The organism is Zavarzinia compransoris (genome assembly GCF_003173055.1).
In the GTDB taxonomy this organism is placed as follows: Bacteria; Pseudomonadota; Alphaproteobacteria; order Zavarziniales; family Zavarziniaceae; genus Zavarzinia; species Zavarzinia compransoris.
Genome location: NZ_QGLF01000005.1, coordinates 531422 through 554951 on the forward strand (window position 1 = coordinate 531422; position 23530 = coordinate 554951).

General features: G+C 68.8%; 22 protein-coding genes. 17 read left to right on the forward strand and 5 right to left on the reverse strand.

All coding sequences use genetic code 11. From position 1 onward, the window contains the following. The first annotated feature begins 1 nt into the window (after position 1). The 10 genes from DKG75_RS19565 to DKG75_RS19610 all read left to right on the forward strand — a co-directional run bounded on the left by DKG75_RS19565 (position 2) and on the right by DKG75_RS19610 (position 9406). Positions 2-631, forward strand: a complete 630-nt coding sequence (locus tag DKG75_RS19565) for a DUF2460 domain-containing protein (protein ID WP_109922837.1) — start codon at positions 2-4, stop codon at positions 629-631. Further along, complete coding sequence (locus DKG75_RS19570; protein WP_109922838.1) at positions 628-1503, forward strand: DUF2163 domain-containing protein; 876 nt, start codon at positions 628-630, stop codon at positions 1501-1503. The genes DKG75_RS19565 and DKG75_RS19570 overlap by 4 nt, the downstream gene beginning before the upstream one ends. Beyond that, positions 1481-1921 carry an NlpC/P60 family protein gene (locus DKG75_RS19575; RefSeq protein WP_109922839.1) on the forward strand — a complete coding sequence of 147 codons (441 nt, stop codon included), beginning with the start codon at positions 1481-1483 and terminating at the stop codon, positions 1919-1921. Before DKG75_RS19570 ends, DKG75_RS19575 begins: the two co-directional genes overlap by 23 nt. Before the next feature lie 2 nt (positions 1922-1923). Further along, entirely contained in the window at positions 1924-5913 is a 3990-nt protein-coding gene (locus tag DKG75_RS19580; RefSeq protein ID WP_109922840.1) for a baseplate multidomain protein megatron, read from the forward strand. Between the two features lie 29 nt (positions 5914-5942). After that, the gene (locus tag DKG75_RS19585) at positions 5943-7124 is read left to right on the forward strand and encodes a DUF2793 domain-containing protein (RefSeq protein WP_109922841.1); all 1182 of its coding nucleotides are present in this window, start codon (positions 5943-5945) and stop codon (positions 7122-7124) included. Positions 7125-7132: 8 nt separating this feature from the next. Continuing rightward, positions 7133-7414: a hypothetical protein gene (locus DKG75_RS19590; protein WP_109922842.1), complete on the forward strand. Its 282-nt coding sequence runs from the start codon at positions 7133-7135 to the stop codon at positions 7412-7414. Beyond that, positions 7414-7728, forward strand: a complete 315-nt coding sequence (locus DKG75_RS19595) for a hypothetical protein (protein WP_133636726.1) — start codon at positions 7414-7416, stop codon at positions 7726-7728. Before DKG75_RS19590 ends, DKG75_RS19595 begins: the two co-directional genes overlap by 1 nt. Next, positions 7725-8210, forward strand: coding sequence for a cell wall hydrolase (locus DKG75_RS19600; RefSeq protein WP_109922844.1), 486 nt, complete (start codon positions 7725-7727; stop codon positions 8208-8210). The genes DKG75_RS19595 and DKG75_RS19600 overlap by 4 nt, the downstream gene beginning before the upstream one ends. A 12-nt stretch (positions 8211-8222) precedes the next feature. After that, complete coding sequence (locus DKG75_RS19605; protein ID WP_243746410.1) at positions 8223-8405, forward strand: hypothetical protein; 183 nt, start codon at positions 8223-8225, stop codon at positions 8403-8405. Positions 8406-8545: 140 nt separating this feature from the next. Then, positions 8546-9406, forward strand: coding sequence for a lysozyme family protein (locus DKG75_RS19610; RefSeq protein ID WP_133636728.1), 861 nt, complete (start codon positions 8546-8548; stop codon positions 9404-9406). Here the strand turns inward: DKG75_RS19610 and epmA are convergent. Beyond that, on the reverse strand, positions 9403-10461 hold the full coding sequence (gene epmA, locus DKG75_RS19615; protein ID WP_109922846.1) for an EF-P lysine aminoacylase EpmA: 1059 nt from the start codon (positions 10459-10461) through the stop codon (positions 9403-9405). The two genes, DKG75_RS19610 and epmA, sit on opposite strands and share 4 nt — an antisense overlap. Positions 10462-10555: 94 nt before the next feature. Here epmA and efp point away from each other — a divergent pair, with 94 nt between their 5' ends. The 6 genes from efp (at position 10556) to DKG75_RS19640 (ending at position 17549) form a co-directional block, all read left to right on the forward strand. Further along, on the forward strand, positions 10556-11125 hold the full coding sequence (efp, locus tag DKG75_RS19620; RefSeq protein WP_109922847.1) for an elongation factor P: 570 nt from the start codon (positions 10556-10558) through the stop codon (positions 11123-11125). A 375-nt stretch (positions 11126-11500) separates the two neighbouring features. Continuing rightward, positions 11501-11827, forward strand: coding sequence for a hypothetical protein (locus DKG75_RS22800; protein WP_133636730.1), 327 nt, complete (start codon positions 11501-11503; stop codon positions 11825-11827). Positions 11828-12230: 403 nt separating this feature from the next. Further along, positions 12231-13385 carry a serine hydrolase domain-containing protein gene (locus DKG75_RS19625; protein ID WP_166646283.1) on the forward strand — a complete coding sequence of 385 codons (1155 nt, stop codon included), beginning with the start codon at positions 12231-12233 and terminating at the stop codon, positions 13383-13385. A gap of 6 nt (positions 13386-13391) precedes the next feature. After that, complete coding sequence (locus DKG75_RS19630) at positions 13392-14576, forward strand: MFS transporter (protein ID WP_133636732.1); 1185 nt, start codon at positions 13392-13394, stop codon at positions 14574-14576. A gap of 41 nt (positions 14577-14617) precedes the next feature. Then, a complete protein-coding gene (locus DKG75_RS19635; protein WP_109922850.1) occupies positions 14618-15364 on the forward strand; it encodes a DUF6065 family protein in 747 nt (248 codons plus the stop codon). A 100-nt stretch (positions 15365-15464) separates the two neighbouring features. Further along, a complete protein-coding gene (locus DKG75_RS19640) occupies positions 15465-17549 on the forward strand; it encodes a PQQ-dependent dehydrogenase, methanol/ethanol family (protein WP_208111896.1) in 2085 nt (694 codons plus the stop codon). Between the two features lie 67 nt (positions 17550-17616). Here DKG75_RS19640 and DKG75_RS19645 read toward each other — a convergent pair whose 3' ends face one another. The 4 genes from DKG75_RS19645 to DKG75_RS19660 form a co-directional block, all read right to left on the reverse strand. Next, a complete protein-coding gene (locus DKG75_RS19645) occupies positions 17617-19575 on the reverse strand; it encodes a PhoX family protein (RefSeq protein ID WP_109922851.1) in 1959 nt (652 codons plus the stop codon). A gap of 94 nt (positions 19576-19669) precedes the next feature. Continuing rightward, positions 19670-20767: a M14 family metallopeptidase gene (locus tag DKG75_RS19650; RefSeq protein WP_109922852.1), complete on the reverse strand. Its 1098-nt coding sequence runs from the start codon at positions 20765-20767 to the stop codon at positions 19670-19672. A 15-nt stretch (positions 20768-20782) separates the two neighbouring features. Beyond that, the gene (dgcA, locus tag DKG75_RS19655) at positions 20783-21778 is read right to left on the reverse strand and encodes an N-acetyl-D-Glu racemase DgcA (protein ID WP_109922853.1); all 996 of its coding nucleotides are present in this window, start codon (positions 21776-21778) and stop codon (positions 20783-20785) included. Positions 21779-21829: 51 nt separating this feature from the next. Next, on the reverse strand, positions 21830-22225 hold the full coding sequence (locus tag DKG75_RS19660) for a c-type cytochrome (RefSeq protein ID WP_243746411.1): 396 nt from the start codon (positions 22223-22225) through the stop codon (positions 21830-21832). Positions 22226-22347: 122 nt separating this feature from the next. Between DKG75_RS19660 and spbR the strand changes: the two genes are divergently transcribed. Continuing rightward, positions 22348-23520, forward strand: a complete 1173-nt coding sequence (gene spbR / locus DKG75_RS19665) for a SpbR family protein (protein WP_166646284.1) — start codon at positions 22348-22350, stop codon at positions 23518-23520. Positions 23521-23530 lie beyond the last annotated feature (10 nt).

The following is a 23530-nucleotide window of genomic DNA, read 5'->3' on the forward strand; positions in this document are numbered from 1 at the left end:
CATGAGTTTTCATGACGTCCGCTTTCCCCTCGATATCGCCTTCGGGTCGGCAGGCGGGCCGGGGTTCCGGGTCGATGTCGTGACCCTGGCCAGCGGGCACGAGGAACGCAACGCGCTCTGGGCCCATCCGCGTCACCGCTATGACGTCGGCCTCGGCCTGCGCTCGGACGACGACCTGCATGAGCTGATCGCCTTCTTCAAGGCCCGGCGCGGCCGGCTGCACGGGTTCCGCTTTCGCGACTGGCAGGACTGGAAAAGCTGCCCGCCCCTGCGCCCGCCGGCGGCGACCGATCAGGCGATCGGCACCGGCGACGGTGAAACCACCGGCTTCCCGCTGTCGAAACTCTATGCCTCGGGGGCGCAATCCTATCGGCGCCTGATCCGCCGGCCGGTCGCCGGCACGGTGGAGGTGGCGCTCGACGGCGTCGCCGTCGCCGCGCTCGACGTCGCCGTCGATCACGATACCGGCCTGGTGACATTCGCGGCGCCGCCGGCCGCGGGCGCGATCGTCACCGCCGGCTTCGAATTCGACGTTCCCGTCCGCTTCGATGTCGAGCAATTGTCCCTGTCGCTGGCGGATTTCCGCGCCGGGCAGGTCCCCTCCATTCCCTTGATCGAGGTGTTCTCGTGAAGACCCTGCCGCCGGCCCTGGCCGCCCATCTGGCGGGCGGGGTGACGACGCTGGCCCGCTGCTGGCTGATCCAGCGGCGCGACGGCGTCAGCCTCGGTTTCACCGACCATGATGTCGACCTCGACTTCGACGGCGTGACCTTTCACGCCGATTCCGGCTTCACCGCCAGCGCCCTCGAAAGCCAGCCGGGCCTCGCCGTCTCGAATGTCGATCTTGAGGGCGCGCTCCGCTCCGATGCGATCACCGAGGCGGATCTCGCCGCCGGGCGCTACGACGATGCGGAATGCCGGCTCTATCTGGTCAACTGGCAGGATGCGGGGCAGCGTGTCCTGCTCCGCCGGGGCCATATCGGCGAGGTGACGCGGGGGCGCAGCGGCTATAGCGCGGAACTGCGCGGTCTTGCCCACCGGCTGGACCAGCCGGCCGGGCGCCTGTTCGAGCGGCGCTGCGCCTGGACCCTGGGCGATGCCCGCTGCGGCATCGATCTGGCGGCGCCGGCCTTCAGGGCGGCGGTGACCGTGGCCGCCGTCGAGGGCCGTCTCGGCCTTCGGGTCGGCGGGATCGACGATGCCGCGGACGGCACCTACAGCCACGGCCGCCTGTCGTTCACCGCCGGGGTCAATGCCGGCCTCGCGATCGAGGTCGCGGAACAGCGTGGCGCCCGGCTGCGCCTGCTGCTGCCCCTGCCCGGCATGCCGGCCGTCGGCGACGCGGGCGTGCTGACGGCGGGCTGCGACCGGCGCTTCGCCACCTGCGGCGCGCGGTTCGGCAATGCGGTGAACTTCGGCGGTTTCCCCCATATGCCGGGGGCGGATTTCGTCCTGTCCTATCCGAACCAGGGAGATGGCAATGACGGCGCCAGCCTGGCCTGAACGGATCGTCGCATCGGCGCGCCTCTGGCTGGGCACGCCCTATCTGCACCAGGCGTCGGTGCCCGGTGTCGGCTGCGACTGCCTCGGTCTCGTGCGTGGGATCTACCGCGATCTTTACGGCCACGAACCGGAACTCCCGCCCGCCTATGGTCCCGACTGGGCGGAGGCGAGCGGCCGCGAGACCCTGGCGCTCGCGGCCCGCCGCCATCTGACCGAAATCGCGCCCGGGGAAGCGGGCCCGGGCGACGTCCTGCTCTTCTCCTACGGGCGGGGCTGGCCGGCGAAACATTGCGCGGTCCAGACCGGCCCGGCGCGCATGATCCATGCCTATAACCTGCACCCGGTGGCCGAGGTTGCCCTGGTGCCCTGGTGGCGGGCGCGGCTGCGCTTCGCCTTTCGCTTTCCGACGGATCTCTGACCATGGCGACCTTGCTGCTGACCGTGGCCGCGACCGCGCTGACCGCCGGCGCCCCCGCCTGGGCGGCGACGGCGGCGGCGCTTGCCGCCTCGACCGTGGGCGCCTTCGTCGACCAGCGCCTGTTCTCGGGCACGGTGAAACGGGAAGGGCCGCGCCTTGCCGATCTTCAGGTCCAGACCTCGGCCGAAGGTGCGCCGGTGCCCGAGATGGCGGGGCGGCTGCGCCTGTCCGGCCAGGTGATCTGGGCGACGCGCTTTCGCGAGGAAGCGACCACCGAGACCACGGGCGGCGGCAAGGGCGGCGGGGGCGGCGGCTCCACCAGCGTGACCTCCTACCGCTATTTCGCCAATTTCGCCGTCGCCCTGTGCGAGGGGGCGATCGACCGCCTGTGGCGGGTCTGGGCGGACGGCAAGCCCTTGGATCTCAGCGGCATCGTCATGCGGGTCTATCCGGGCGATGGGATCCAGGACCCGGATCCCCTGATCGAGGCGATCGAAGGGGCGGGCCGCGCCCCCGCCTATCGCGGCACGGCCTATGTCGTGTTCGAGAATCTGCCGCTGGAGCGCTTCGGCAACCGGCTGCCGCAACTGACTTTCGAGGTCTTCCGCCGCGTCGGGCCGGTCTCCGGGCCGGCGCTGGAGACCAGGATCGAGGGCATCACCCTGATCCCCGGCGGCGGCGAATTCGCCTATGATACCCATGTCGTCACCTCGGGCAGCGAGGCGACGGCCGCCGGCCTGCAGCTGCCGCAGAACCGAAGCGCCGGCGACGGCCGCGCCGACCTGCTGCCCGCGCTTGACGATCTGGCCGCCAGCCTGCCCGCGGTGCGCCGGGTCTCACTCGTCGTCGGCTGGTTCGGCGACGACCTGCGGGCCGCGCAATGCCGGATCCAGCCCCGGGTGGAACACGGGGCGAAGGCGACCTTCGAGGGCCGGACGCCGATCGCCTGGAGCGTGCAGGGCCTGGCGCGCGGCGAGGTGCCGGTCGTGTCCCTGCGGCCCGACGGCGGCCACCGGGCCTATGGCGGCACGCCGTCGGATGCCTCGGTGGTCCGGGCGATCCTGGAACTGCGGGCGCGCGGTTATCAGGTCGTGCTCTATCCCTTCCTGTTCATGGATATTCCGGCGGGCAACACCTTGCCGAACCCCTATTCGGCGGGCGGTACGGCGGCCGGGCAGCCGGCCCATCCCTGGCGTGGCCGGATCACCGCCGGCATCGCACCGGGATACGGCGGCTCGCCGGACGGAACCGCCGCCGTTGCCGCCGAAATCGCCGCCTTCGTCGGCACGGCCGGGCCGGCGCATTTCGGCGCCGCCGTCGATGCCGGAACCGGTACGGTAACGTCCTCCTATGCCGGTCCGGCGGAATGGTCCCTGCGCCGGCTGGTGCTGCATTACGCGCGGCTTGCCGCGGCGGTGAATGCCGCCGCGCCGGGGGCCGTGTCGGCCTTCGTCATCGGATCGGAATTGCGCGGGCTGACCACATTGCGGGACGGCGGCGGCCATTATCCCTTCGTCGCGGCCCTGCGCGCCCTGGCGGCGGATTGCCGGGCGGTGATGGGGGCGGCGGTCCAACTGACCTATGCCGCCGACTGGTCGGAATATTTCGGCCACCAGCCGGGGGATGGTTCGGGCGACCTCCGCTATCACCTCGACCCGCTGTGGGCCGACGCCCATATCGATGCGGTCGGCATCGACAATTACCTGCCGCTGGCGGACTGGCGGGACGGCACGGATCACCTCGATGCCGCGGCGGGCTGGGCCGGGCCGCATGACGGCGCCTATCTGCGCGCCAATATCGAGGGCGGCGAATATTACGACTGGTATTACGCCAGCGCGGCCGACCGCCGCGAGCAGCGGCGCACGCCGATCACCGACGGCGCCTATGGCAAGCCCTGGGTCTATCGGCCGAAGGACCTGCGGCGCTGGTGGGCCGAGGCGCATGTGGAGCGGATCGGCGGCATCGAGCAGCCGGCGCCGACCGCCTGGGTGCCTTCCGGCAAGCCGATCTGGTTCACCGAACTCGGCATCCCGAGCATCGATCGCGGCTGCAACCAGCCGAATGTCTTCTTCGATCCGAAGTCGGCGGAATCGGCGCTGCCGCATTTTTCGGCCGGAACGCGGGACGATCTGGTGCAGCGCGCCGGGCTTGCCGCCTGGCTGGACCATTTCGGGCCCGCGGCCGCCACCAATCCGGTCTCGCCCGTCTACGGCGGCCGGATGGTGACGGAAATCGCCGTCTGGACCTGGGATGCCCGGCCCTATCCGGCCTGGCCGGCGCGGGCCGATCTCTGGGGCGATACCGATCTCTGGCCGACCGGGCATTGGCTGAACGGCAAGGTGGCGCTGGCCGATCTCGGCGGGCTCGTGGCCGCGATCTGCGGCCGCGCCGGGCTCGGGCCCGGGGAAATCGATGTTTCGGCGCTGCGCGGCATCGTTCCGGGTTACCTGAGGGACCGGGTGCTGAGCCCGCGCGGCGAAATCGAAGCCTTGATGGAAGCCTTCGACTTCGATGCGGCCGAAGGCGACGGCCGGCTGCGCTTCCGCCCCAAGGGTGGCGGCCCGGCGGCGGTGCTGACGCTCGACGATATCGCCGCCGGCGAGGAGGAACGGGGCGACCTGAGCATAACCCGGGCCCAGGAAACCGACCTGCCGGGCGATGTGACCATCAGGTTTACCGACCTCGCCCGGGACTACCGGACCGCGGCGGTGGTCAGCCGGCGCCAGGCCGGGGGCGCGGTCGGGCGCCATATCCTGTCGCTGCCGCTGGCCCTGGACGAGGAACAGGCCCTGCGCATGGCCGAGCGGCTGCTGACCGAGGCCTGGATCGGCCGGGAAAGTGTTCGCTTCGCCCTGCCGCCGTCCCGGCTGGCCTTCGATCCCGGCGATACGCTCGATCTCGTCACCGCGGCGGGGCGGTTGACGCTGCGCATCGGGCGGATCAGCGAGACGGGCCGGCGCGACGTCGAGGCCAGGGTGGTCGAGCCCGCGGCCCACGGGCCCGTGCTCAGCCTTGCCGCGCCGCAGGCGATCGGCCGGCTGCCGGTGCCGGCCGGCCTTTCGCTCGCCTTTCTCGACCTGCCGGTGATCGACGAGACGGTCCCGCCCCACCGGCCCTGGGTGGCGGCGGGCAGCGTGCCCGCGGTCGAGGTCGCCGTCGCCGCTTCCGCGACCGGCGACAGTTACGAGACTTGGGCCGTGCTGCCGGTGGCAGCCACGTTCGGGGTTACCGTCCACCCCCTCTACAACGGGCCGACGGCATTCTGGGACGAGGGCAATGTGCTGGGCGTCGCCCTGGTCAGCGGCAGCCTGAGCAGCCGGCCGCGGGACCGGCTGCTGGCGGGCGACGCCAATGCCCTGGCGATCGAGAATGCGGACGGCGACTGGGAAATCCTTCAGTTCGCGGCTGCGGCGCCGGTCGGGCCCGGGCGTTACGACCTGCGCGGCCTGCTGCGCGGGCGCCTTGGGACCGAACAGGCGATGCGGTCGCCGGTCGCGGCGGGGGCGCGGGTGGTGGCCCTGACCGGGGCGCTGCGCAGCCTGCCGCTGCCCTTGTCCTTGCGGCAGGTCGAGATGCGCTATCGCTTCGGTCCCGCCGCCGCTGCCGGCCATGGCGATCCGTCGTGGGAAGAGCGGCGTTTCACCGCGCGCGGGATCGGCCTGCGTCCCTATGCCCCGGTTCATGTCCGGGGCCGGCGGGATGCGGCCGGCAACCTGGAGATCACCTGGATACGCCGGACCCGCATCGGCGGACAATGGTCGGACCATGCCGATGTGCCCCTGTCCGAGGAACAGGAGCGTTACGACATTGAAATCCTCGACGGCGCCGGTCCGGCGGTGAAGCGCACCCTGAATGCGACCGTGCCGCACGCCACCTATGGCGCGGCCAGCGCGGTCGCGGATTTCGGCTGGATCCCCGCGGCCGTGGTGGTCCGGGTCTACCAGGTTTCAGCCCTGTTCGGCCGCGGGTTGGCGGCGACGGCAACCATCTGATCGGCCTCTGTCGAAGGAGCCCTTTTGCCATGACGACCCCGCGGCTGGCGCTGCCCTATATCGCCCAGTACCAGGCACAGAAGGAAATCACCCATAACGAGGCACTGAACACGCTGGATATGCTGGTGCAGGCCGCGGTTCTCGACCGGACCAGGACGGCCGCCCCGGCGGCGCCGGCGGCCGGCGACTGCCATCTGGTAGCGGCCGGTGCCGACGGCGCCTGGGCGGGGCACGGTGGCGAGCTTGCCTGCTGGTACGGCACCGACTGGGTGTTCGTGGCGCCGCGGGCGGGGTTTCAGATCCTTGTCGTCGACGAGCACCTGCTGCTGCTGCATGACGGCGCCGGGTGGGTGCCGACGTCGGCCGCCGCGGGGACGGCCGTCGGCGATGTCGCCGGCCTGGCGGCGGCCCTGGCGGGCAAGCAGCCTTCGGGGGCCATGCTGACGGCATTGGCGGCGCTGGCCACGGCGGCCGGCAAGGGCCTCTATTTCACGGGTGCCGATGCGCCGGCGACCTATGACCTTAGCGGTTTCATGAGGGGGCTGCTCGGCGCCGCCGATGCGGCGGCGGTCAGGGCGGCGATAGCGGCGGCGGTCACGGAGGAGCCGGAATTCACCGGCCCGCTGACCGTGAAAAAGGAGGCGTATCCTGAAATCAAAATGATGGTGACCGTCAGCGGCACGCCGGATCAGCGCGCGTTCAAGCTGGTTGTCGATCAGAACAATAGCGTTCTGGCCCTTCAGGCGATTGCCGACAATGGCTCCTACGTCAGGAATATTATCCAGTTCGGTCACGGCGGGCAGATCAGCTCGGCAGGCGATATCAATGTTTCCAAAGGCCCCGGCACGAATCGTGTTTTCGGCCTTCAGACCGACGGGGTTCTTCGGTGGTCCTTTTCGGCGAACGCCGGCGCGGAAAGCGGCGCCAGCGTCGGTTCCGATTTCGGCATCAACCGCTTCTCCGACACGGGCGCTTACCTCGGAACGCCGGTATTCATCGATCGAGGAACAGGTTCAGTCACATTGTCGAATGTGACGAGCAACGGCCCGGTGCGCTATCGCGTCCATACCAGGGGCACTCTCCCCACCCCTTCCGCCGGCACTGTCGGATGGGCCGAGGTGTCCAACCCGGAAACGGGCAAATCGGCCCTCGTGAAATGCGACGGCGCGGCCTGGACCTACATCGACGGCAGCGCCGTCGCTATCGCGTGAGGAAAGCCATGTCGATCATCTCTCTCGACCGCATCGAAATCCAGACCCGGCCGCTCGACCATGCCGCGGGCAACAGTTACGCGATCTGGTTGCGCGCCTCGACGGATTTCGCCGGCGAGGCCCGGTACATCCTGCGCGGCCCGCTGACGCCGGAAGAGGCCGAGGCCGCGGGTTACCCCCTCGATCTCGTGCTGGGCGAGATCGCCGCCAACGCCATCCGGCAGGAACGCGCGGCGGTGGCCGCCCGCGACGCCGCGACCGACCGCAACCGGGACGAGGGAGGTGTGTAATGGATGCAGTATCGCTGGCGCCATCGCGGCGCAGTGAGATGGAACGCCAGGCGGCGATCGTCATCGGCGCCCTGCTGACCGCGGGCGTGGTCTGGCTGGCGGGCAGCGTCAGCGAGACGACGGCGGTCATCGCCGGGCTGAAGGTGCAGATCGAGGGCCTGCGCGAACAGGTCGGCGATCTCAAGGCCGGCGGCCGCGACGCCCTGGCCGCCGAGGAGGCGCGCCGCGAGTTCGGCCGCCTGGACGGCCGCCTGGCCGATCTCGAAGGCCGCCTGCGCCGTATCGAGCGCGCCGTGCCGGGGGGCAACCCATGAGCCCGCCGCGCGCCCCCTTTGCCGCCCGGGTGGCGCCCCTGCCGGCCCCGGGCGAGGCGGACCGCGATACGCTGGCCCGCACGCTCTGGGGCGAGGCGAGGGGCGAGGGCGTGCCCGGCATGGCGGCGGTCGCCGGCGTCGTCGTCAACCGCATGCTGGCCAGCGCCCGGCTGGTCGCGGCGGGGCGCGAGGCCGCGTGGTGGTGCGGGCCCGACGCCGTCTCCGTGTGCCGGGCGCCGTGGCAGTTTTCCTGCTGGAACCTGGGCGATCCCAACCGCGGCAGGATCGAGGCCCTGGCCGCGGACGGCGCCGTGCTCCTGCCCGCGCGGACCATCGCCGATGCCGCGCTGGACGGCCGCCTCGGCGATTCCACTTTCGGCGCCGACCATTATCACGCCCGCGGGGTGCTGCCGGCCTGGGCCCGCGGGCGCCGGCCGGTCGTCGCCATCGGCCGGCACCTGTTCTACAAGCTCGGCAATTGAGGGGAACAAAGCATGATCGAATTCATCATCGACAACGGCGACACCCTGCTGGCCGCGGCCAGCGGCGTGATCGCGGCGGCATCGGCCATCGCGGCCCTGACGCCGACCCCGGTCGACGACGGCATCGTCCGTCTGCTGCGCCGGGTGGTGGAAGTGCTGGCGCTCAATGTCGGCAATGCCCGGCGCGGGCCCTGACACTTGGCACGGCTTTTGCCAGTTACGGCCTGTCCCAGGGCGTGGGCGGACGGGAATCCGGGGTTCCGCGGCGCTTTGGGGCAGGGCGGCCGGCAAGAATTGCCGGATCGCCAGGACCGGATTGCCGGGAGGACCCGTGGATGAGCCTTAGTGTGCCGAGCGAGATGACCGCCACCGCCCAGCGCCGCACCTATGCCGGCGTGCCGGCCGATATCCTGACCGGCATCCAGACCGCGTCGGCCCGGACGGGCATGGATTTCAGCTATCTCCTGGCCCAGGCCAAGCTGGAATCGGGCTATGACGCGGGGGCCAAGGCCGCGACCTCCAGCGCCCGGGGGCTCTATCAGTTCATCGAGCAGACCTGGCTGAAGATGGTGAAGGACCATGGCGCCGAACATGGCGTCGGCAATCTTGCCGACGCCATCACGAAGGGCGCCGACGGACGGATGAAGGTGGCGGATGCCGCGACCCGGAAGACGATCCTGGATCTCCGCCACGATCCCACCCTGTCCGCCCTGATGGGGGCGGAATTCGCCAGCGACAACAAGGCCTATCTCGAACGGCGGCTGACCAGGCCGGTGAATTCGACCGACCTCTATATGGCGCATTTCCTCGGGGCCGGCGGCGCCTCCCGCTTCCTGGCCGCGCTCGACCGTTCGCCGGCGTCGTCCGCTGCTGCCCTGCTGCCGGAAGCGGCCGCCTCCAACCCCAATGTCTTCTACGACAAGGCGGGCAAGCCCCGTTCGGTGAAGGATATCTACGCCCGCTTCGCCGGCAAGCTGGAGGCGGCGGGGGCGACCGCCAGCGCGGTGATCACCGCCCAGGCCGAGGCGACGGTCGATACCGCGGTCGCCATCGGCAGCCAGATCGGCCGCGGTCTTGCCTCGGTCGCCGGCAGCATCGGCCGCGCCTTCGGCCCGGGGCTCTCGGCGGATACCGTGCTGGCCCTGGCCGCCCTGCCCATGCCGGGCGAGAAGGCGGAGGGCAAGCCCGGCTCTTAAGCGCCGGCGACCGGCGCCCAGAGCACGTCCTCGATCGTCGCCGCGCCCGCGGCGACCATCGCCAGCCGGTCGATGCCGAGCGCGATCCCGGCGCAGGGCGGCAGGCCCCATGCGAGGGCGGCCAGGAAATCCTCGTCGATCGGGTAGCGGAAGCCGTAGAGCCGCTCCTTCAAGGCGCAATCCGCCTCGAAGCGGCGGCGCTGCTCGGCGGCATCGGTCAATTCGCCGAAGGCATTGGCCAGTTCGACCGCGCCCGCATAAAGCTCGAACCGTTCCGCCACCCGGGGATCCGCCGGGTTCGGCCGCGACAGGGCGGCCATGGAGATCGGCCAGTCGGTCAGGAAGGTCGGCCGGGCCTCGCCCAGGTGCGGTTCGATCCGGTCGAGGCTGATCTTGAAGAAGATGTCTTCCCAGCTGTCGTCGTCGCCGGTGGCGATGCCGATCTCGGTCGCCGCTTCCCGCAGCCTGGCGGGCGTCGGGGCGCGGGGATCGTCGATCGTCGCGAACAGGTCGATGCCGGCATGCATCAGGAAGGCTTCCTCCACCGACAGGCGCTCGAAATCCTGGTCGATGGGGATGTCCCTGCCGTTCACGCACAGGGTGTCGCGGCCGCAGGCGGCGGCGGCGGCCCGGACCAGGGCCTCGCAATCGGCCATCAGCTCGTCGAGGTCCGCGCCCGCCCGATACCATTCCAGCATGGTGAATTCGGGCGAATGGGTGGGGGAGCGCTCGCGGTTCCGATAGGTCTTCGCCAGCTGGAAGATCCGCGGCTCGCCCGCCACCAGCAGTTTCTTCATGGCGAATTCGGGCGACGTGTGCAGATAGAGGCGGCGCGCGGCGCCGCCGTCCGCCGGCTCCAGATCGGTGGCGAAGGCCATCAGGTGGGGTTCCATCCCCGGGCTGACTTGGAGTGCCGGGGTCTCCACCTCGATGAAGTCGCGGGCTTCGAAGGTGGCGCGCACGGCCCTGATCACGGCGGCGCGCTGGTGCAGGAAGGGGCGCCGGCGGGCGAAGCGGTCGGGGCGCCACCAGGGGGGCAGGGAATCACGGCTCATGGGGAATGGCCCTATCAGTCAAGGCGCAGGTTGTCCATTGCGGGCGTGTCTGATAGGGTCCGCCGCCATTCGGACAGGCAACAGAGTATTCCCCATGCCCAAGGTAAACGCGAACTCCATCCGCGTCGGCAACGTCGTTGAAATCAACGGCAAGCTGTTCGCGGTGCTGAAGACCCAGATGGTGCAGCCCGGCAAGGGCGGCGCTTTCGCCCAGTTCGAGCTGCGCGGCATCCGCGACGGCGTGAAGACCCAGGAACGCTACCGTTCGTCGGAACAGGTCGAGCGCGTTTCGCTGGAAGACCGCGAGTACCAGTATCTCTATCCGGAAGGCGACAATTATGCCTTCATGGATATCGAGACTTTCGAGCAGATCATCGTCTCCGGCGACGTCATCGGCGATCCGGCCGTGTGGCTCCAGGAAGGCATGGTCTGCTATATCCGCACCTATGAAGGTTCGCCGGTCGCGGCCGAACTGCCGCAGACGGTGACCCTGAAGATCGTCGAGGCCGACCCGGTGGTGAAGGGCCAGACCGCGTCCTCGTCGTTCAAGCCGGCGATCCTCGAGAACGGCCAGAAGATCCTGGTGCCGCCCCATATCGAGTCGGGCACCCGCGTCGTCGTCGGCACCGCCGACGGCAGCTACATGGAACGCGCCAAGGACTGACCGTCCCCGCGCGCCATGCGTTGGAAAGGGGCCTCAGGGCCCCTTTTTCATGGCTGGATATTGGAGGGGGAGGGCAATCTGAATTTCCAAGATGATGATTAGAGATTGTATTTATTTATTGTTTGCATTTAAAATGACTAAATTCTGTTCATATGGTGAGGAAAGAATGCTAAAGCGGCTTGATTGCTCTGAAGGCGGGTACGAGAGCCTGGAGCGGCAATGGAGTGATGAGTGCGCGCGTTACGGGGAAGGCTTTAGCGACTATGCAGCCCTCAAATTGAGCATGCACGCAAAATCTGCTGCGAGGTTCCTCAAGACAAAAATTACGGTATTTTTGCACTATGGGAGGGTGATGCTATCGCATCAATTATGCACGTGAATGCTGCCAAGCTTCCAAAATCATTCGGCGTGACGTTGCGAGTCTTGTGGATATTGACCTCTCCGGAGTACGACTTTGGAGATATATCACCTTCAAAATTTGCGGGACTGGCTACAAAGATTGTCTTTGGCGCGAAAAATCTCGCGGCAAATGAGTTCAAGGCGGATCATCTAAAAATACACCTTGGTGGTTTGGGGGATAGGGAGTTTTTCAATGGCGTTGCCTCGACGCTCGAAAATTTGTCGCAAGCGGGAAGCGCTAAAATTGCGGGGAATTGGCTTCAAATTGAACGTTTAACGAGACATCAAGCCATCGAGTTTTAAGCTCCCGTTCAGCGTTTGTGCCCTATGCATATGCGCCAATCTGGTATACGAAATCCGGACGGATGATTTCGATGCCAGAGATCTATTATATTGAGAAGCCAATCGAGCGGGAGAAACTCATGACCGAAGCCGAAGCCAAAAAGGCAGTGTACGACGCTTGCCTTAGGGTAGCGGAAGAGATGGGGGCTCGTCTCAAGACTCTTTCTTGGTTCGGTCGGAACCATAAAATTCGATCGGAAATAGATCGTAAAGCGGCTTAACGTAAACTGTCTAACGATCTGAGTTTCGGAAGAGACGGTGCCTGAGGGGCCTACGGGCCCCTTTTTCATGGTTGCCGTGTTGAATGCGGCGGGCGTTTTGCGCACACTCCCGCCCGGTCAAGCCGCCGGGAGAAGCCGCACCCATGTCCCCCCCGATCTACAGCCCCGATAGCCAGGGTTTCGATGCCGATCGCTTTGCGCGCCTGCCCCGGGCGATCGAGGCGGATGTGGAAGCCGCCCTGATCGATGGCGCGGTGGTGATCGTGGCGCGGGGCGGCAAGATCGTCCTGCACCGGGCTTTCGGCCATGCCCACCGCGACAGCGGGCGCGCCATGGCGCTGGACGATGTCTTCATGTCCATGTCGCTGTCGAAGCAGTTTACCAATCTCAGCGTGCTGCAACGGATCGAGCGGGGCGAGATCGCGATCGACACCCCGGTCGCCGCGGTCGTCCCCGAATTCGCCGAACACGGCAAGGACAGCATCACCATCGGCCACCTGATGACCCATGCCAGCGGCCTGCCGCCGGTCATCCTGGGCGACCGCAGCCTGAATGCGGCCGACATCGGCTCGGTCGCCGCCGCCCTGTCGCGGGCCGTGCCGCTGTGCCCGCCGGGCGAGAAGGTCATGTACAGCCCGGTCCTCGCCCATGGCCTGCTGGCGGAGATCGTCCGCCGGCTGGACGGCGGCGGCCGGCGTTTCGCCCGCATCCTGGCGGAAGACGTGTTCGAGCCGATCGGCATGACCGAGACCGCACTCGGCATTCCCGACCACCTGCGCCCGCGCTATGTCCCGGTCGTCGTCCGCGATCCGACCCCGGGCCTGTTTCCGCCCGGCGTGCTCGAATCCTCCGACCGCCTGAAGCCGGACAGCGAAATGCCCGGCGGCGGCTGCACCGTGACCGCCATCGATCTCTTCCGCTTTGCGGAATGCTGGCGCCTGCGGGGCAAAGGGCTGCACCGCCAGGTGCTGTCGCCGGCCCTGGCACGCTTCGCCCTGGCCGATCGTACCGGCACCATGCCGAACGAATTCTTCGACCTGACCCCCGGCCGGCCGACCCCCTCCCATTTTTCCTACGGCTTCTGGCTGCGCGGCGAGGGCGTGCATGCCAGCGCTTTCGGTCATCTGGCCTCGCCCGGCACTTTCGGCGGCCTGGGGGCCGGGTCGCATGTGTTCTGGGTCGATCCCGCCCATGACCTCACCTACCTCTTCCTGTCGGCCGGGCTGCTGGAGGAACGGGCCTCGGTGGAGCGTCACCGCCGCTATGCCGATCTGGTCCACGCCGCCCTCGAACGCTGAGCCATCTTGACCGCCCCCGAACCCTTGCGCCGGCGCCTGCCGGTGGCGCTGCGCATGGCGCTGTTCTACGCCATTTCCTATTCGGGGCTGGGCGTGCTCGTGCCTTTCCTGCCGGTCTGGATGGCCCATCGGGGCCTGAGCGCGGTCGAGATCTCGATCGTGCTGGCGACCGGGCAATTGGTGCGCATCTTCGGCAATACCGGCTTCGGCCGGCTGGCGGACTACTGGGGCGAGCGGCGCCGCGTGCTGATGGGGCTGACCGTCGCCAGTTTCCTGTCCTTCCTCGTGCTGGTGCCGGCGGATGGTTTTGTCGCCATCCTGATCGGCTATTTCATCGCCAGCCTGTTCTACCCCGCCCAGGTGGCGCTGACTGAGAACCTGGGCGTCCTGGCCGCCTACCAGCGCGGTTACGACTATGGAAGGGTGCGGCTCTGGGGCTCGGTCACCTTCATCGGCGGCACGCTGGCGGTCGGCGGCATCATGCCGCTGGCGGGGCCCGAGGGGGTGCTGTGGCTGATCCTGGCCCTGCTGGGCCTGACCGCGGCGACCGCCTTCCTGCTGCCTGATGTCCGCCCGGACAAGGGCGCGTCGCGCCACGGCACCATCCGCGGCTTCCTGGCCAATCCGGTGTTCCTGCTGTTCCTCGGCGCCAATGCCTTCGTGCAGTCCAGCCATGCCGCCTATTATACCTTCAGCACCCTGCACTGGCGGGCGGCCGGGCTCGACGACCTGACCATCGGCATCATCTGGTCCGAGGGGGTGCTGGCGGAGATCCTGCTCTTCGCCGTCTCGTCGCGCTTCGTCCACCGCATCCGGCCGACCCAGCTGATCCTGATCGGGGCGGCCGGCGGCATCATCCGCTGGGGTGTGATCGCCGCGACCACCGATGTCTGGGCCCTGCTGGCGGTCAACTGGCTGCATGCGGCAAGTTTTGCCTTCGCCCATCTCGGTGCCATGCATTTCATTCCCCGCGCCATTCCTGAAGGCATGACCGCGACCGCCCAGGGGCTCTATGCCTCCCTCGGGATCTCGGTGGCGGTGGCGGCGGCGACCTTTGCCATGGGGCCGCTCTATGCCTCGATCGGCGGGCTGATCTTTGCCGTGATGGCCGGGTTCTGCCTGCTTTCGGCGGGTTTCGGCCTGGCCCTCGACCGGCGCTGGGACGGCCGGCTGATCGACTTCCGGGCCTGATTTCGCTCTAATCCGGTGAAGTCCGCGGGGGAATCGGTGCCATGCGTCTGACCTGTTACACCTTCGGCGACTATGTCCCGCCGATGCGGGTGGCCCCGGCCACGCGCGACTGGATGGACCAGACGCCCCAGGGTTTCGCCTATCGCTGCCTGCCGCTCAATATCGCCAATGCCCATGGCTGGGAATTGCTGTGCCCGGCGCGGGTGACCGCGATCTGGGACGGCGGGGTGGCGCCGAAATCGGTCACCGTGGCGGGGCCGGGGGCGGGGCAGGCGGCGATCGGCCATTTCGGCTCGGGCGTGCTGACCTTTCACGTCCAGGCCCTGTTCGTCACCGATCCCGGCTGGAACCTTTACGTCACCGGCTCGCCCAACAGCGCGAAGCACGGCATCGCGCCCCTGACCGGCATCATCGAGACCGACTGGTCGCCCGCGACCTTCACCATGAACTGGCGCTTCACCGCGCCCGATACCCCCGTCACCTTCGAGCAGGGCGAGCCCTTCGCCTTCCTCTTCCCCGTGCCGCGTGGCCAGGTCGAGGCGGTGGAACCCGAGGTCCGCCGCCTCTCCGACGAGCCGGACCTCGACGCCGCCTACAAGGAATGGTCCGAGGGGCGGAGCCGCTTCCTGGCCGACCTGCCGGTCAAGGGCTCGGCCGCCAACAAACGCGGCTGGCAGAAGAATTACTTCCAGGGCCGGACCGCGGACGGCGCCGCCCCGGTGCCCGATCACCAGACCAAATTGAAGTTGAAGCCCTTCCCCGCCGCGCCGCCGAAGCCGAAGCCCTGAGCCGGTACGAAGTTGACGCCCCGTTCACTATTTACGGGGCTGCGCCCTGGGGTTAGCCTGTGCCCACCCAAATAAGAATTACCAATTGGGGAGGGAACCTTTGCTGCCCAGAATCCGTCCGCGCGCCGGCCTTGCTGCCGCGCTCGCGCTGCTATGCCTCTCGTCCGCCGCGCTCGCCGAAGGTCCGGCCACGGTCGACGGCGCCCGCATCACCGCCGCCGACACGGAGCCCGGCAACTGGCTGAGCCATGGCCGCACCTATGGCGAACAGCGTTTCAGCCCGCTGAAGGCGATCGACCGCGACACCGTGAAGGACCTCGGCCTTGCCTGGTCCTACGAGACCGGGGGCAATCGCGGCCATCACGCCACGCCCATCGTCGTCGACGGCACCATGTATGTGACGGCGCCGTGGTCGATCGTCACCGCGCTCGACGCGAAGACCGGCAAGGAACTCTGGACCTATGATCCGGAAGTGCCGCGGGAATACGGCAAATTCGCCTGCTGCGACGTGGTCAACCGCGGCGTCGCGGTCTGGGAGGGCAAGGTGATCTTCGGCGCCCTGGACGGCCGCCTGATCGCCCTCGACGCCGCGACCGGCAAGCCGGCCTGGTCGGTCGATACCAAGGAAGGCCCCTGGCCCTATACGATCACGGGCGCGCCCCGCGTCATCAAGGGCAAGGTGATCATCGGCAACGGCGGCGCCGAATACGGCGTGCGCGGTTACTTCACCGCCTATGACGCCGCGACCGGCAAGCAATCGTGGCGCTTCTACACCGTCCCCGGCGATCCGTCGCAGCCGTTCGAAAGCCCGGAACTGGAAGCCGCGGCCAAGACCTGGACCGGCGAATGGTGGAAGATGGGCGGCGGCGGCTCGGCCTGGGATTCCATGGCCTTCGATCCCGCGCTGAACACGCTTTACGTCGGCACCGGCAACGGCTCGCCCTGGGCCCGCCATATCCGCAGCCCGGGCGGCGGCGACAATCTCTACCTGTCGTCGATCCTGGCGGTCGATCCCGACACCGGGCGCCTGAAGTGGCACTACCAGACCACGCCGGGCGATACCTGGGATTACACCGCGACCCAGCACATGATCCTGGCCGAGCTGACCATCGACGGCAAGCCGCGCAAGGTGATCATGCAGGCGCCGAAGAACGGCTTCTTCTACGTCCTCGACCGCGAGACCGGCGCGTTGATCTCGGCCAAGACCTATATCCCGATCACCTGGGCCACCGGCTTCGACATGGCGACCGGCCGCCCGATCGAGAACCCGGACGCGCTCTGGGACAAGGAACCGAAGGTGGTGATGCCGTCGCCCTTCGGCGGCCACAACTGGCAGCCCATGTCCTTCAGCCCGGAGACCGGCCTCGTCTATATCCCGATCCAGGAAATCGCCGGCCTCTATGCCCCGGACGGCAAATTCGCCTATCACCGCAAGCAATGGAATACGGGCGGCGACAATGCCCTGATCACCGACGTCGATCCGTCGCTGGTCGCCGGCGCCCTGATCGCCTGGGATCCGGTGGCGCAGAAGGAAGTCTGGCGGGCCAAGCTCTGGGGGCCGTGGAACGGCGGCGTGCTCTCGACCGCCGGGGGCCTGGTGTTCCAGGGCACCAGCGACGGCAAATTCGTCGCCTATGACGCGAAGACCGGCGAGCGCCTGTGGTCGGCGCCCGCCTATACCGGCATCCAGGCGGCGCCCGTCACCTATACGGTCGACGGCGAGCAATATGTCACGGTCGAGGTCGGTTACGGCGGCGCCTTCGCCCTGGCCTTCGGGCGGGCGGCGCGGGCGACCGAATTTCCGGTGATCGGCCGGGTGCTGACCTTCAAGATCGGCGGCAAGGCCAAGCTGCCGGTGCCCGACCTGACCGCCGCCGTCCCGCCGCCGCCGCCCAACACCGCCCCGGCGGAGGTGGTGGCCCGGGGCAGCGCGCTCTTCGCCAACTATTGCCTCGCCTGCCATGGCGCCGGTGCGGTTTCCGGCGGCGTGCTGCCGGACCTGCGCCATTCCGGGCCGGCTGTGCATCAGTCGTGGAAGGAGATCGTGCTCGGCGGCATGCTGAACGACAACGGCATGGTCTCCTTCGCCGATGTCCTGACCGAGGCGGATGCCGACGCCATCCACGCCTATGTCATCCACCGCGCCAACGAGGGCGACGTACCGGGCACCCCGAAGGCGCAGTAAGGCGGAGTGAAAGAGAAGGCCGGCCGCGATCCCTCGCGGCCGGCCTTTTCTTGTGCCCTATGTCCGGTTACGAACCGATGACGCCGCCGTCCTTCTTGACCACGACCACGACCGCGGGGCGCGGCGGCATGCCGTCCTTGAAGTCGGGCCAGCGGGTGGAGGGCTTGTCGTACATCGAATCCTCGCCCGGGTGCTGGACCGAGAGGAAGATCGCCGTATCGTCGCCGTTGAAGGCGCCGCCGCACATTTCCGCGCCCTGGGGCACGGCGAAGAAGTGGCGGGCCTGGGCGCGGGCGTCACCTTCGGTGTCGCAGGCCCAGAGACCGTCGGCGACGTCGAAGTCCGGGAAGCCGTCGGTCAGCACCCACAGGCGGCCCTGCCGGTCGAAGGCGATATTGTCCGGGTTGGCGAACCAGCCGTCCTTGCTGGTGCCGGCACCGAACTTGGCGCCGGACGCCTTGTTCGACGGGTCGCCGGCACGGATGAAGATGTCCCAGGCGAAGCTGTCGGCGCCGTGGTCGACCTTGCCGTCGACGGTCGGCGGGATCATCTCGATGATGTGACCGTAGACGTTGTTGAAGCGCTGGTTGGCGGCATCGACCTGGTCCGGCGTGCGGCGGTCGTTCTTGGTCAGCGCGATATAGACCTTGCCGGTGACCGGGTTGGTCTCGACGTCTTCCGGCCGGTCCATCGGCGTCGGCTTCAGCAGGTCGGCGGCGCGGCGCGTCTCCAGCAGCACGTCGGCCTGGGAGTTGAAGCCGTTCTCGGCGGTCAGCGGGCCCTGGCCATGGACCAGCGGCAGCCAGGTGACCTGGCCGTCGGCGCCGAAGCGCGCGACATAGAGCGTGCCTTCGTCCAGCAGGTCGGCGTTGGCCTTGCGGTCCTTCAGGTCGACCTTGCCCTTGGTGATGAAGCGGTAGACGTATTCGAAGCGCTCGTCGTCGCCCGAATAGACCGCGAGGCGGCCGTCGGCGGTCAGCGCCGTGGTCGCATTCTCGTGCTTGAAGTGGCCAAGCGCGGTGCGCTTCTTCGGCACGGCGTCCGCATCATAGGGGTCGACTTCCAGAACCCAGCCGTAGCGGTTCGGCTCGTTCGGTTCCTTCTCGACGTTGAAGCGCGCGAAATGCTTGCCCCAGGCCGGATATTCCGGCTTGCCCTTGATGCCGTAGCGGTTGTGGATCGGGGCTTCGGTCTTGCCGGCGAAATACTGGTGGAAATTCTCTTCGCCCGAGAGATAGGTGCCCCAGGGGGTCCAGCCGCCGGCGCAATTGTTGATCGTGCCGATCACCTTGGTGCCGGTGGCATCGGCCGAGGTCTTCACCTTGTCGTGGCCGGCGACCGGGCCGCTCAGCACGGCCGGGCTGTCGAGCAGGTTGATGCGGCGGGCATATTTGCTGTCCGCCACCACCTGCCACTTGCCGCCCTCGCGCTTCACCTCGATCACGGAAATGCCGTGGGCGGCGAGCTCGACCTCGACCTGATCCTCGGTCGTGTCCTTGAAGGCCGCCTTCTCGTCGGCGAAGCCCGGGAACATGACGTGCGGATCGGTATATTCGTGGTTGATGGCGAGAAGGCCGTGGTCCGCCGCCGTGCTGCCGTAGGGCAGGGGGAACCAGGCGATCATGTCGTTGTTGTAGCCGAACTGCTTGGCCTGGGCGGCGGCGGTCTGCTTCAGCGGATCGAAGGCGGGCGCGCCCGGCAGCACCGGATCGCCCCAGCGGATCAGCACCTGGGTTTCGTAACCCTCGGGGGCATGGGCGTTCTCGTCCTGGCCGTGGGGCACTTCCGCGAAGGTCAGGGTCGACTTCGGCGCCGGCTTGTCGCCTTCGGCCGCCTGGGCGTCCTTCGCGCGGATGCCGCCGAAGACGCCGAGCGCGGTGGCCGCGACGCCGAGCGCCAGCATGCCCCGGCGGGACAGGCGCTCTTCGAGGACGGCGGCGAAGGGGGTGGCGGTCGATTCGTTGGACGGCAGGTCGTCGGAATCACGGACGATCATGTCCGCGGGCACGCGATCGCGCGACAGCATGGCAAGGCTCCTGTTCGATCGGAAAAACCTGCCACTGTCTTAGTCCGCTGCCGTGACCCCTCCGTTACAGTCCGATGGTACAACCGCGACATCGTCACAGCCGCGACAGCGCCCCGGTCACGCAGGCGACCCCGAGGGCGAGCACCCGGTCCTGCCATTCAGGCTCGTCGGGCGCGAAGGCATCCTTCAGGCGGGCGCGGATGGCCTTGGCTTCGGGCGCATCCAGGCGGCCGCGCAGGTGCAGCCAATTGTCGTCGCGCAAGCCGGCGATCACCGCCTGGCCGTCGCGGGTGCCGACCTCGAGCGCGACGAAGGCGAGCGGGCAGGGGGCGACGAGGCCGGCCAGCCCCTCGTCCAGCGAACCGCTGAGGTGGGCGGAGACCGAATCGCCGCTCAGGGTCGATTTCACGCCTGGGCCGAACAGGTCTTCCGCCCGGCGGAAGTCCGGGCTGCCGGGGGCGGCGATCGAGATCAGCTCGCCCGTCCCATAGGGGCCGAGCCCGGTGTGGAAATCGACCGCGATCACCTCGTCCGCGCCGGCGAGATGGGCGGCGGCGATTTCGGCGATGCGCCGGCGCGACCAGCCGGGCCCGAAGCCGCCGAAATAAAGCCCGTCGGGATAATCGTACTGGCCGCGGGTGATCGCCGCCTGCAGGGCGCCCAACCCGTGCTCGCGGGCGAAGCGGCGCAATTGGGCGTCGGCGATGGCCAGGACGCCCGGCTCCAGGCTTTCCGGCAGCAGGGCTTCGGCGATCGCGGCATAATCGCCGGCGGGCGGGCGGCCGGCGGCGAAATCGATCCAGTTTCGGTTGAGGTCGACATTGTCCTCGGTCACCCGCCGGGTCCAGGCGAAGCCCCAGGGGTTCAGGCCGTGGACCATCACCACCGCGACCTCCGGCGGCAGGCTGTCCAGGTGACCGTCGGCGATCAGGGCATGGATGACCGCGCTGCCGAAATAGCCCTCGACGCCATGGGTGCCGGCGAACAGCGCCAGCCGGCGCCGCGCCCCCGCCGGCCCGACCCGGACCACGTCCAGGGCGATCGGGCCGCCGTCCGGCCCGCGCAGGGGGTGGCGGTGGCTTTCGACGGTCCATTGCCTAGCCGCGCAGGCGGCGACCAGCCGGTTCCGCGCGGTGGCGTAATCCGGGCTGAAGTGGTGATGGCCCGGCCGCTCGCGGTCGCTGTCGGTCATGGTACCCCTTAAGTCCTAGCCCCAGAGGGCGGCCGGCGGCGGCTGGATCACCGCGCCGTCATAGCGAAGCCCGGGCTCGCGGTCCCGGGCCAGCAGCAGCGGCCCGTCGAGATCGACGAAATCGGCGCCCCCCGCCAGCAGCAGGGCGGGCGCCATGGCCAGCGATGTGCCGACCATGCAGCCGATCATCAGGCCGAGCCCGGCCGCCCTCGCCCCCTCGACGAGGTCGAGGGCGGCGGTCAGGCCGCCGGTCTTGTCCAGCTTCACGTTCACATGGCTATAAAGCCCGGCGAGCCGCGGCAGATCCGTGACGGTATGGCAACTTTCGTCGGCGCAGAGGGGGACCGGGCTGCGGACGCCCGCCAGCGCCCCGTCCGCGCCGGCGGGCAGGGGCTGCTCGATCAGCACCACTCCCTGGGCGGCGAGCGCGGGGCCGAAGGCCAGCAGGTCGTCGACCGTCCAGGCTTCGTTGGCATCGACGATCAGCCGGGCGCCGGGCGCCGCGGCATGGACGGCGGCAACCCGGGCGAGGTCCTGGCCGTCGCCGCCGAGCTTCAGTTTCAGCACGGGTTTCGCGGCCGCCGCGGCGGCCGCGGCCATGACCTCGGCCGGGCCGAGGCTGAGGGTATAGGCGGTGATCGCGGCCCGCGGTTCGGCAAGGCCGGCCAGGGCGGCGGCGGTGGTCCCCGCCTGCTTCGCCTCCAGGTCCCAGAAGGCGCAGTCGACGGCGTTGCGCGCGGCGCCCGGCGGCAGAGCGTCTTGCAGGCCCCGGCGATCCAGCCCCTCGGCAATTCGGGGCATGAGGGCGTGGAGATCCGCCACCACCGCCTCGACCGATTCGCCGTAGCGGCGATAGGGCACGCTTTCGCCGCGCCCGGCGTGGCCGCCCTGGCGCAGGGTCGCGACCACCACCTCGGCCTCGGTCTTGCTGCCCCGGGAGATGCGGAACTCGCCGGCGATCGGCCAGCGCTCGACCGCAACCTCCAGGCAGGCGGGGGGCAGGGGCGGCATAGTGGCGAAACTCCGGTCGGCGGCGGGCGACCGGAGCTTACCCGCGGAAAGCTATTTCGTCGCCTGTTCCAGATAGGCGATGAGATCGGCGCGCTCGTCGTCCTTCTTGACGCCGACGAAGGTCATCTTGGTGCCGGGCACCAGTTTCTTCGGATCGGCCAGGTATTGGTCGAGGGTCTCCGCCGTCCAGGTGACGTCGGCGGCGGCCATCGCCTTCGAAAAAGTATAGCCTTCGAGGCTGCCGGCCTTCCGTCCGAACAGCCCGTGCAGGTTGGGGCCCACCCGGTTGGGGCCGCCGGCCTCGATCGTGTGGCAGGAGGTGCAGCGCTTGAAGATCACGGCGCCTTTTTCGGCATCGGCCGCCGCGGCACCCCCGGCTGCGCCGAGGATGAGGGCGGTCGCCGCCAAGGCGACGCGGACCTGGATGGTGAAACGGTTCATTGGCATGGCGAATTGTCCGATCACGATATTGTCGGATGTACCCGTGTTGGGTCAGAATAAGTGATCGTAGCCGGCGGCGGCGTCCATGCGTCATGCAGCCGCCCCAGGTGTACAGGAACTGGACCGAGGTGACCGTGAGCGAGGCCGAGACGAATGGGGCGATCCCCGGCGGGACGACACTGACCCGCGAGGATCTCGAGACCCTGATGGCCGACCCGTCGCCCGAGCGCCAGGCCGGCGCCGCGGCCAAGGTCGCCGCCGCCTGGCGCAGCGGCACGCTGGATCCCCATGCCCAGGCCTCCGCCGAGGCCCTGTTCCGGGTGATCGCGCGAAAGGCCGCGGTCGCCGTCCGCGCCGCCCTGTCCGAAGCGGTGAAGGACGCCGACGCCCTGCCGCATGACATTGCGATCAAGCTGGCCAGCGATGTCGATCATGTCGCCCTGCCGGTGCTCGAAGCCTCCAACGTGCTGACCGACGAGGATCTGGTCGCCCTGGTGGTCGAAGCCTCGCCCGCCGGGCTTGCGGCCATGGCCGGGCGCCCGACCGTTTCCGCCCCGCTGGCCGAAGCCCTGATCGACCGCGGCGACGAGGGGGCGGTGGCCCGGCTCGTCGGCAATCCCGGGGCCGCGCTCAGCGACGACAATCTCGATCATGTCGTCGACCATCACGGCGCCTCGCCCCGGGTGGCGGAACCGCTGGCCGGCCGCTCGGGCCTGCCGGCCCGAGTCGCGGCCCGGCTGATGGCCATGGTCGCCGAACAATTGCGCCAGCATCTGGCCGGCCGCCGGGCCATGTCGCCGGATCTCCTGGCCGATCTCATCCTGCAAAGCCGGGAACGGGCAACCTTGATGCTGCCCCACGGCGTCGGCCAGGATCTGGAAAGTTTCATCATCGACCTGCATCGCCAGGGCCAGCTGACGCCGACCTTGATCATGCGTTCGCTGCTGACCGGCGATTACCTGTTCTTCGAGACCGCGCTCGCGCTTCGCGCCGGGGTGCCGGTCGGCAATGCCGCGGCCCTGATCAGCGATCCGGGCGGTTCGGGTCTGGCCCGGTTGTTCACCGTCGCCGGCATGCCCGAGGTGCAATTGCCGCTGGCCCGCGTCGCCCTGATCGCCGCCGAGGAAACGGAATTGCGTGACGAGCCGGGGGCGCGCGAGCATTACCGCGAACTGGTGATCGAGCGCATCCTGACCGGCTTCGGCGACCGCGTGGATACGGAAAGCGTCGATTACATGATCACCAAGATCGGCCGCAGCCCGGCGCCGGCCGGCTCGGCGTCGGGCCAGGCGGCGCGCTGAGGCGCCGGCC

Bases quoted from the DNA above. Each gene is read 5' to 3' on its own strand.
- DKG75_RS19565 (WP_109922837.1), top strand. From the start codon at position 2: ATGAGTTTTCATGACGTCCGCTTTCCCCTCGATATCGCCTTCGGGTCG.
- DKG75_RS19575 (WP_109922839.1), top strand. From the start codon at position 1,481: ATGACGGCGCCAGCCTGGCCTGAACGGATCGTCGCATCGGCGCGCCTC.
- DKG75_RS19580 (WP_109922840.1), top strand. From the start codon at position 1,924: ATGGCGACCTTGCTGCTGACCGTGGCCGCGACCGCGCTGACCGCCGGC.
- DKG75_RS19585 (WP_109922841.1), top strand. From the start codon at position 5,943: ATGACGACCCCGCGGCTGGCGCTGCCCTATATCGCCCAGTACCAGGCA.
- DKG75_RS19590 (WP_109922842.1), top strand. From the start codon at position 7,133: ATGTCGATCATCTCTCTCGACCGCATCGAAATCCAGACCCGGCCGCTC.
- DKG75_RS19595 (WP_133636726.1), top strand. From the start codon at position 7,414: ATGGATGCAGTATCGCTGGCGCCATCGCGGCGCAGTGAGATGGAACGC.
- DKG75_RS19600 (WP_109922844.1), top strand. From the start codon at position 7,725: ATGAGCCCGCCGCGCGCCCCCTTTGCCGCCCGGGTGGCGCCCCTGCCG.
- DKG75_RS19605 (WP_243746410.1), top strand. From the start codon at position 8,223: ATGATCGAATTCATCATCGACAACGGCGACACCCTGCTGGCCGCGGCC.
- DKG75_RS19610 (WP_133636728.1), top strand. From the start codon at position 8,546: ATGAGCCTTAGTGTGCCGAGCGAGATGACCGCCACCGCCCAGCGCCGC.
- epmA (WP_109922846.1), bottom strand. From the start codon at position 10,461: ATGAGCCGTGATTCCCTGCCCCCCTGGTGGCGCCCCGACCGCTTCGCC.
- efp (WP_109922847.1), top strand. From the start codon at position 10,556: ATGCCCAAGGTAAACGCGAACTCCATCCGCGTCGGCAACGTCGTTGAA.
- DKG75_RS19625 (WP_166646283.1), top strand. From the start codon at position 12,231: ATGTCCCCCCCGATCTACAGCCCCGATAGCCAGGGTTTCGATGCCGAT.
- DKG75_RS19635 (WP_109922850.1), top strand. From the start codon at position 14,618: ATGCGTCTGACCTGTTACACCTTCGGCGACTATGTCCCGCCGATGCGG.
- DKG75_RS19645 (WP_109922851.1), bottom strand. From the start codon at position 19,575: ATGCTGTCGCGCGATCGCGTGCCCGCGGACATGATCGTCCGTGATTCC.
- DKG75_RS19650 (WP_109922852.1), bottom strand. From the start codon at position 20,767: ATGACCGACAGCGACCGCGAGCGGCCGGGCCATCACCACTTCAGCCCG.
- dgcA (WP_109922853.1), bottom strand. From the start codon at position 21,778: ATGCCGCCCCTGCCCCCCGCCTGCCTGGAGGTTGCGGTCGAGCGCTGG.
- DKG75_RS19660 (WP_243746411.1), bottom strand. From the start codon at position 22,225: ATGCCAATGAACCGTTTCACCATCCAGGTCCGCGTCGCCTTGGCGGCG.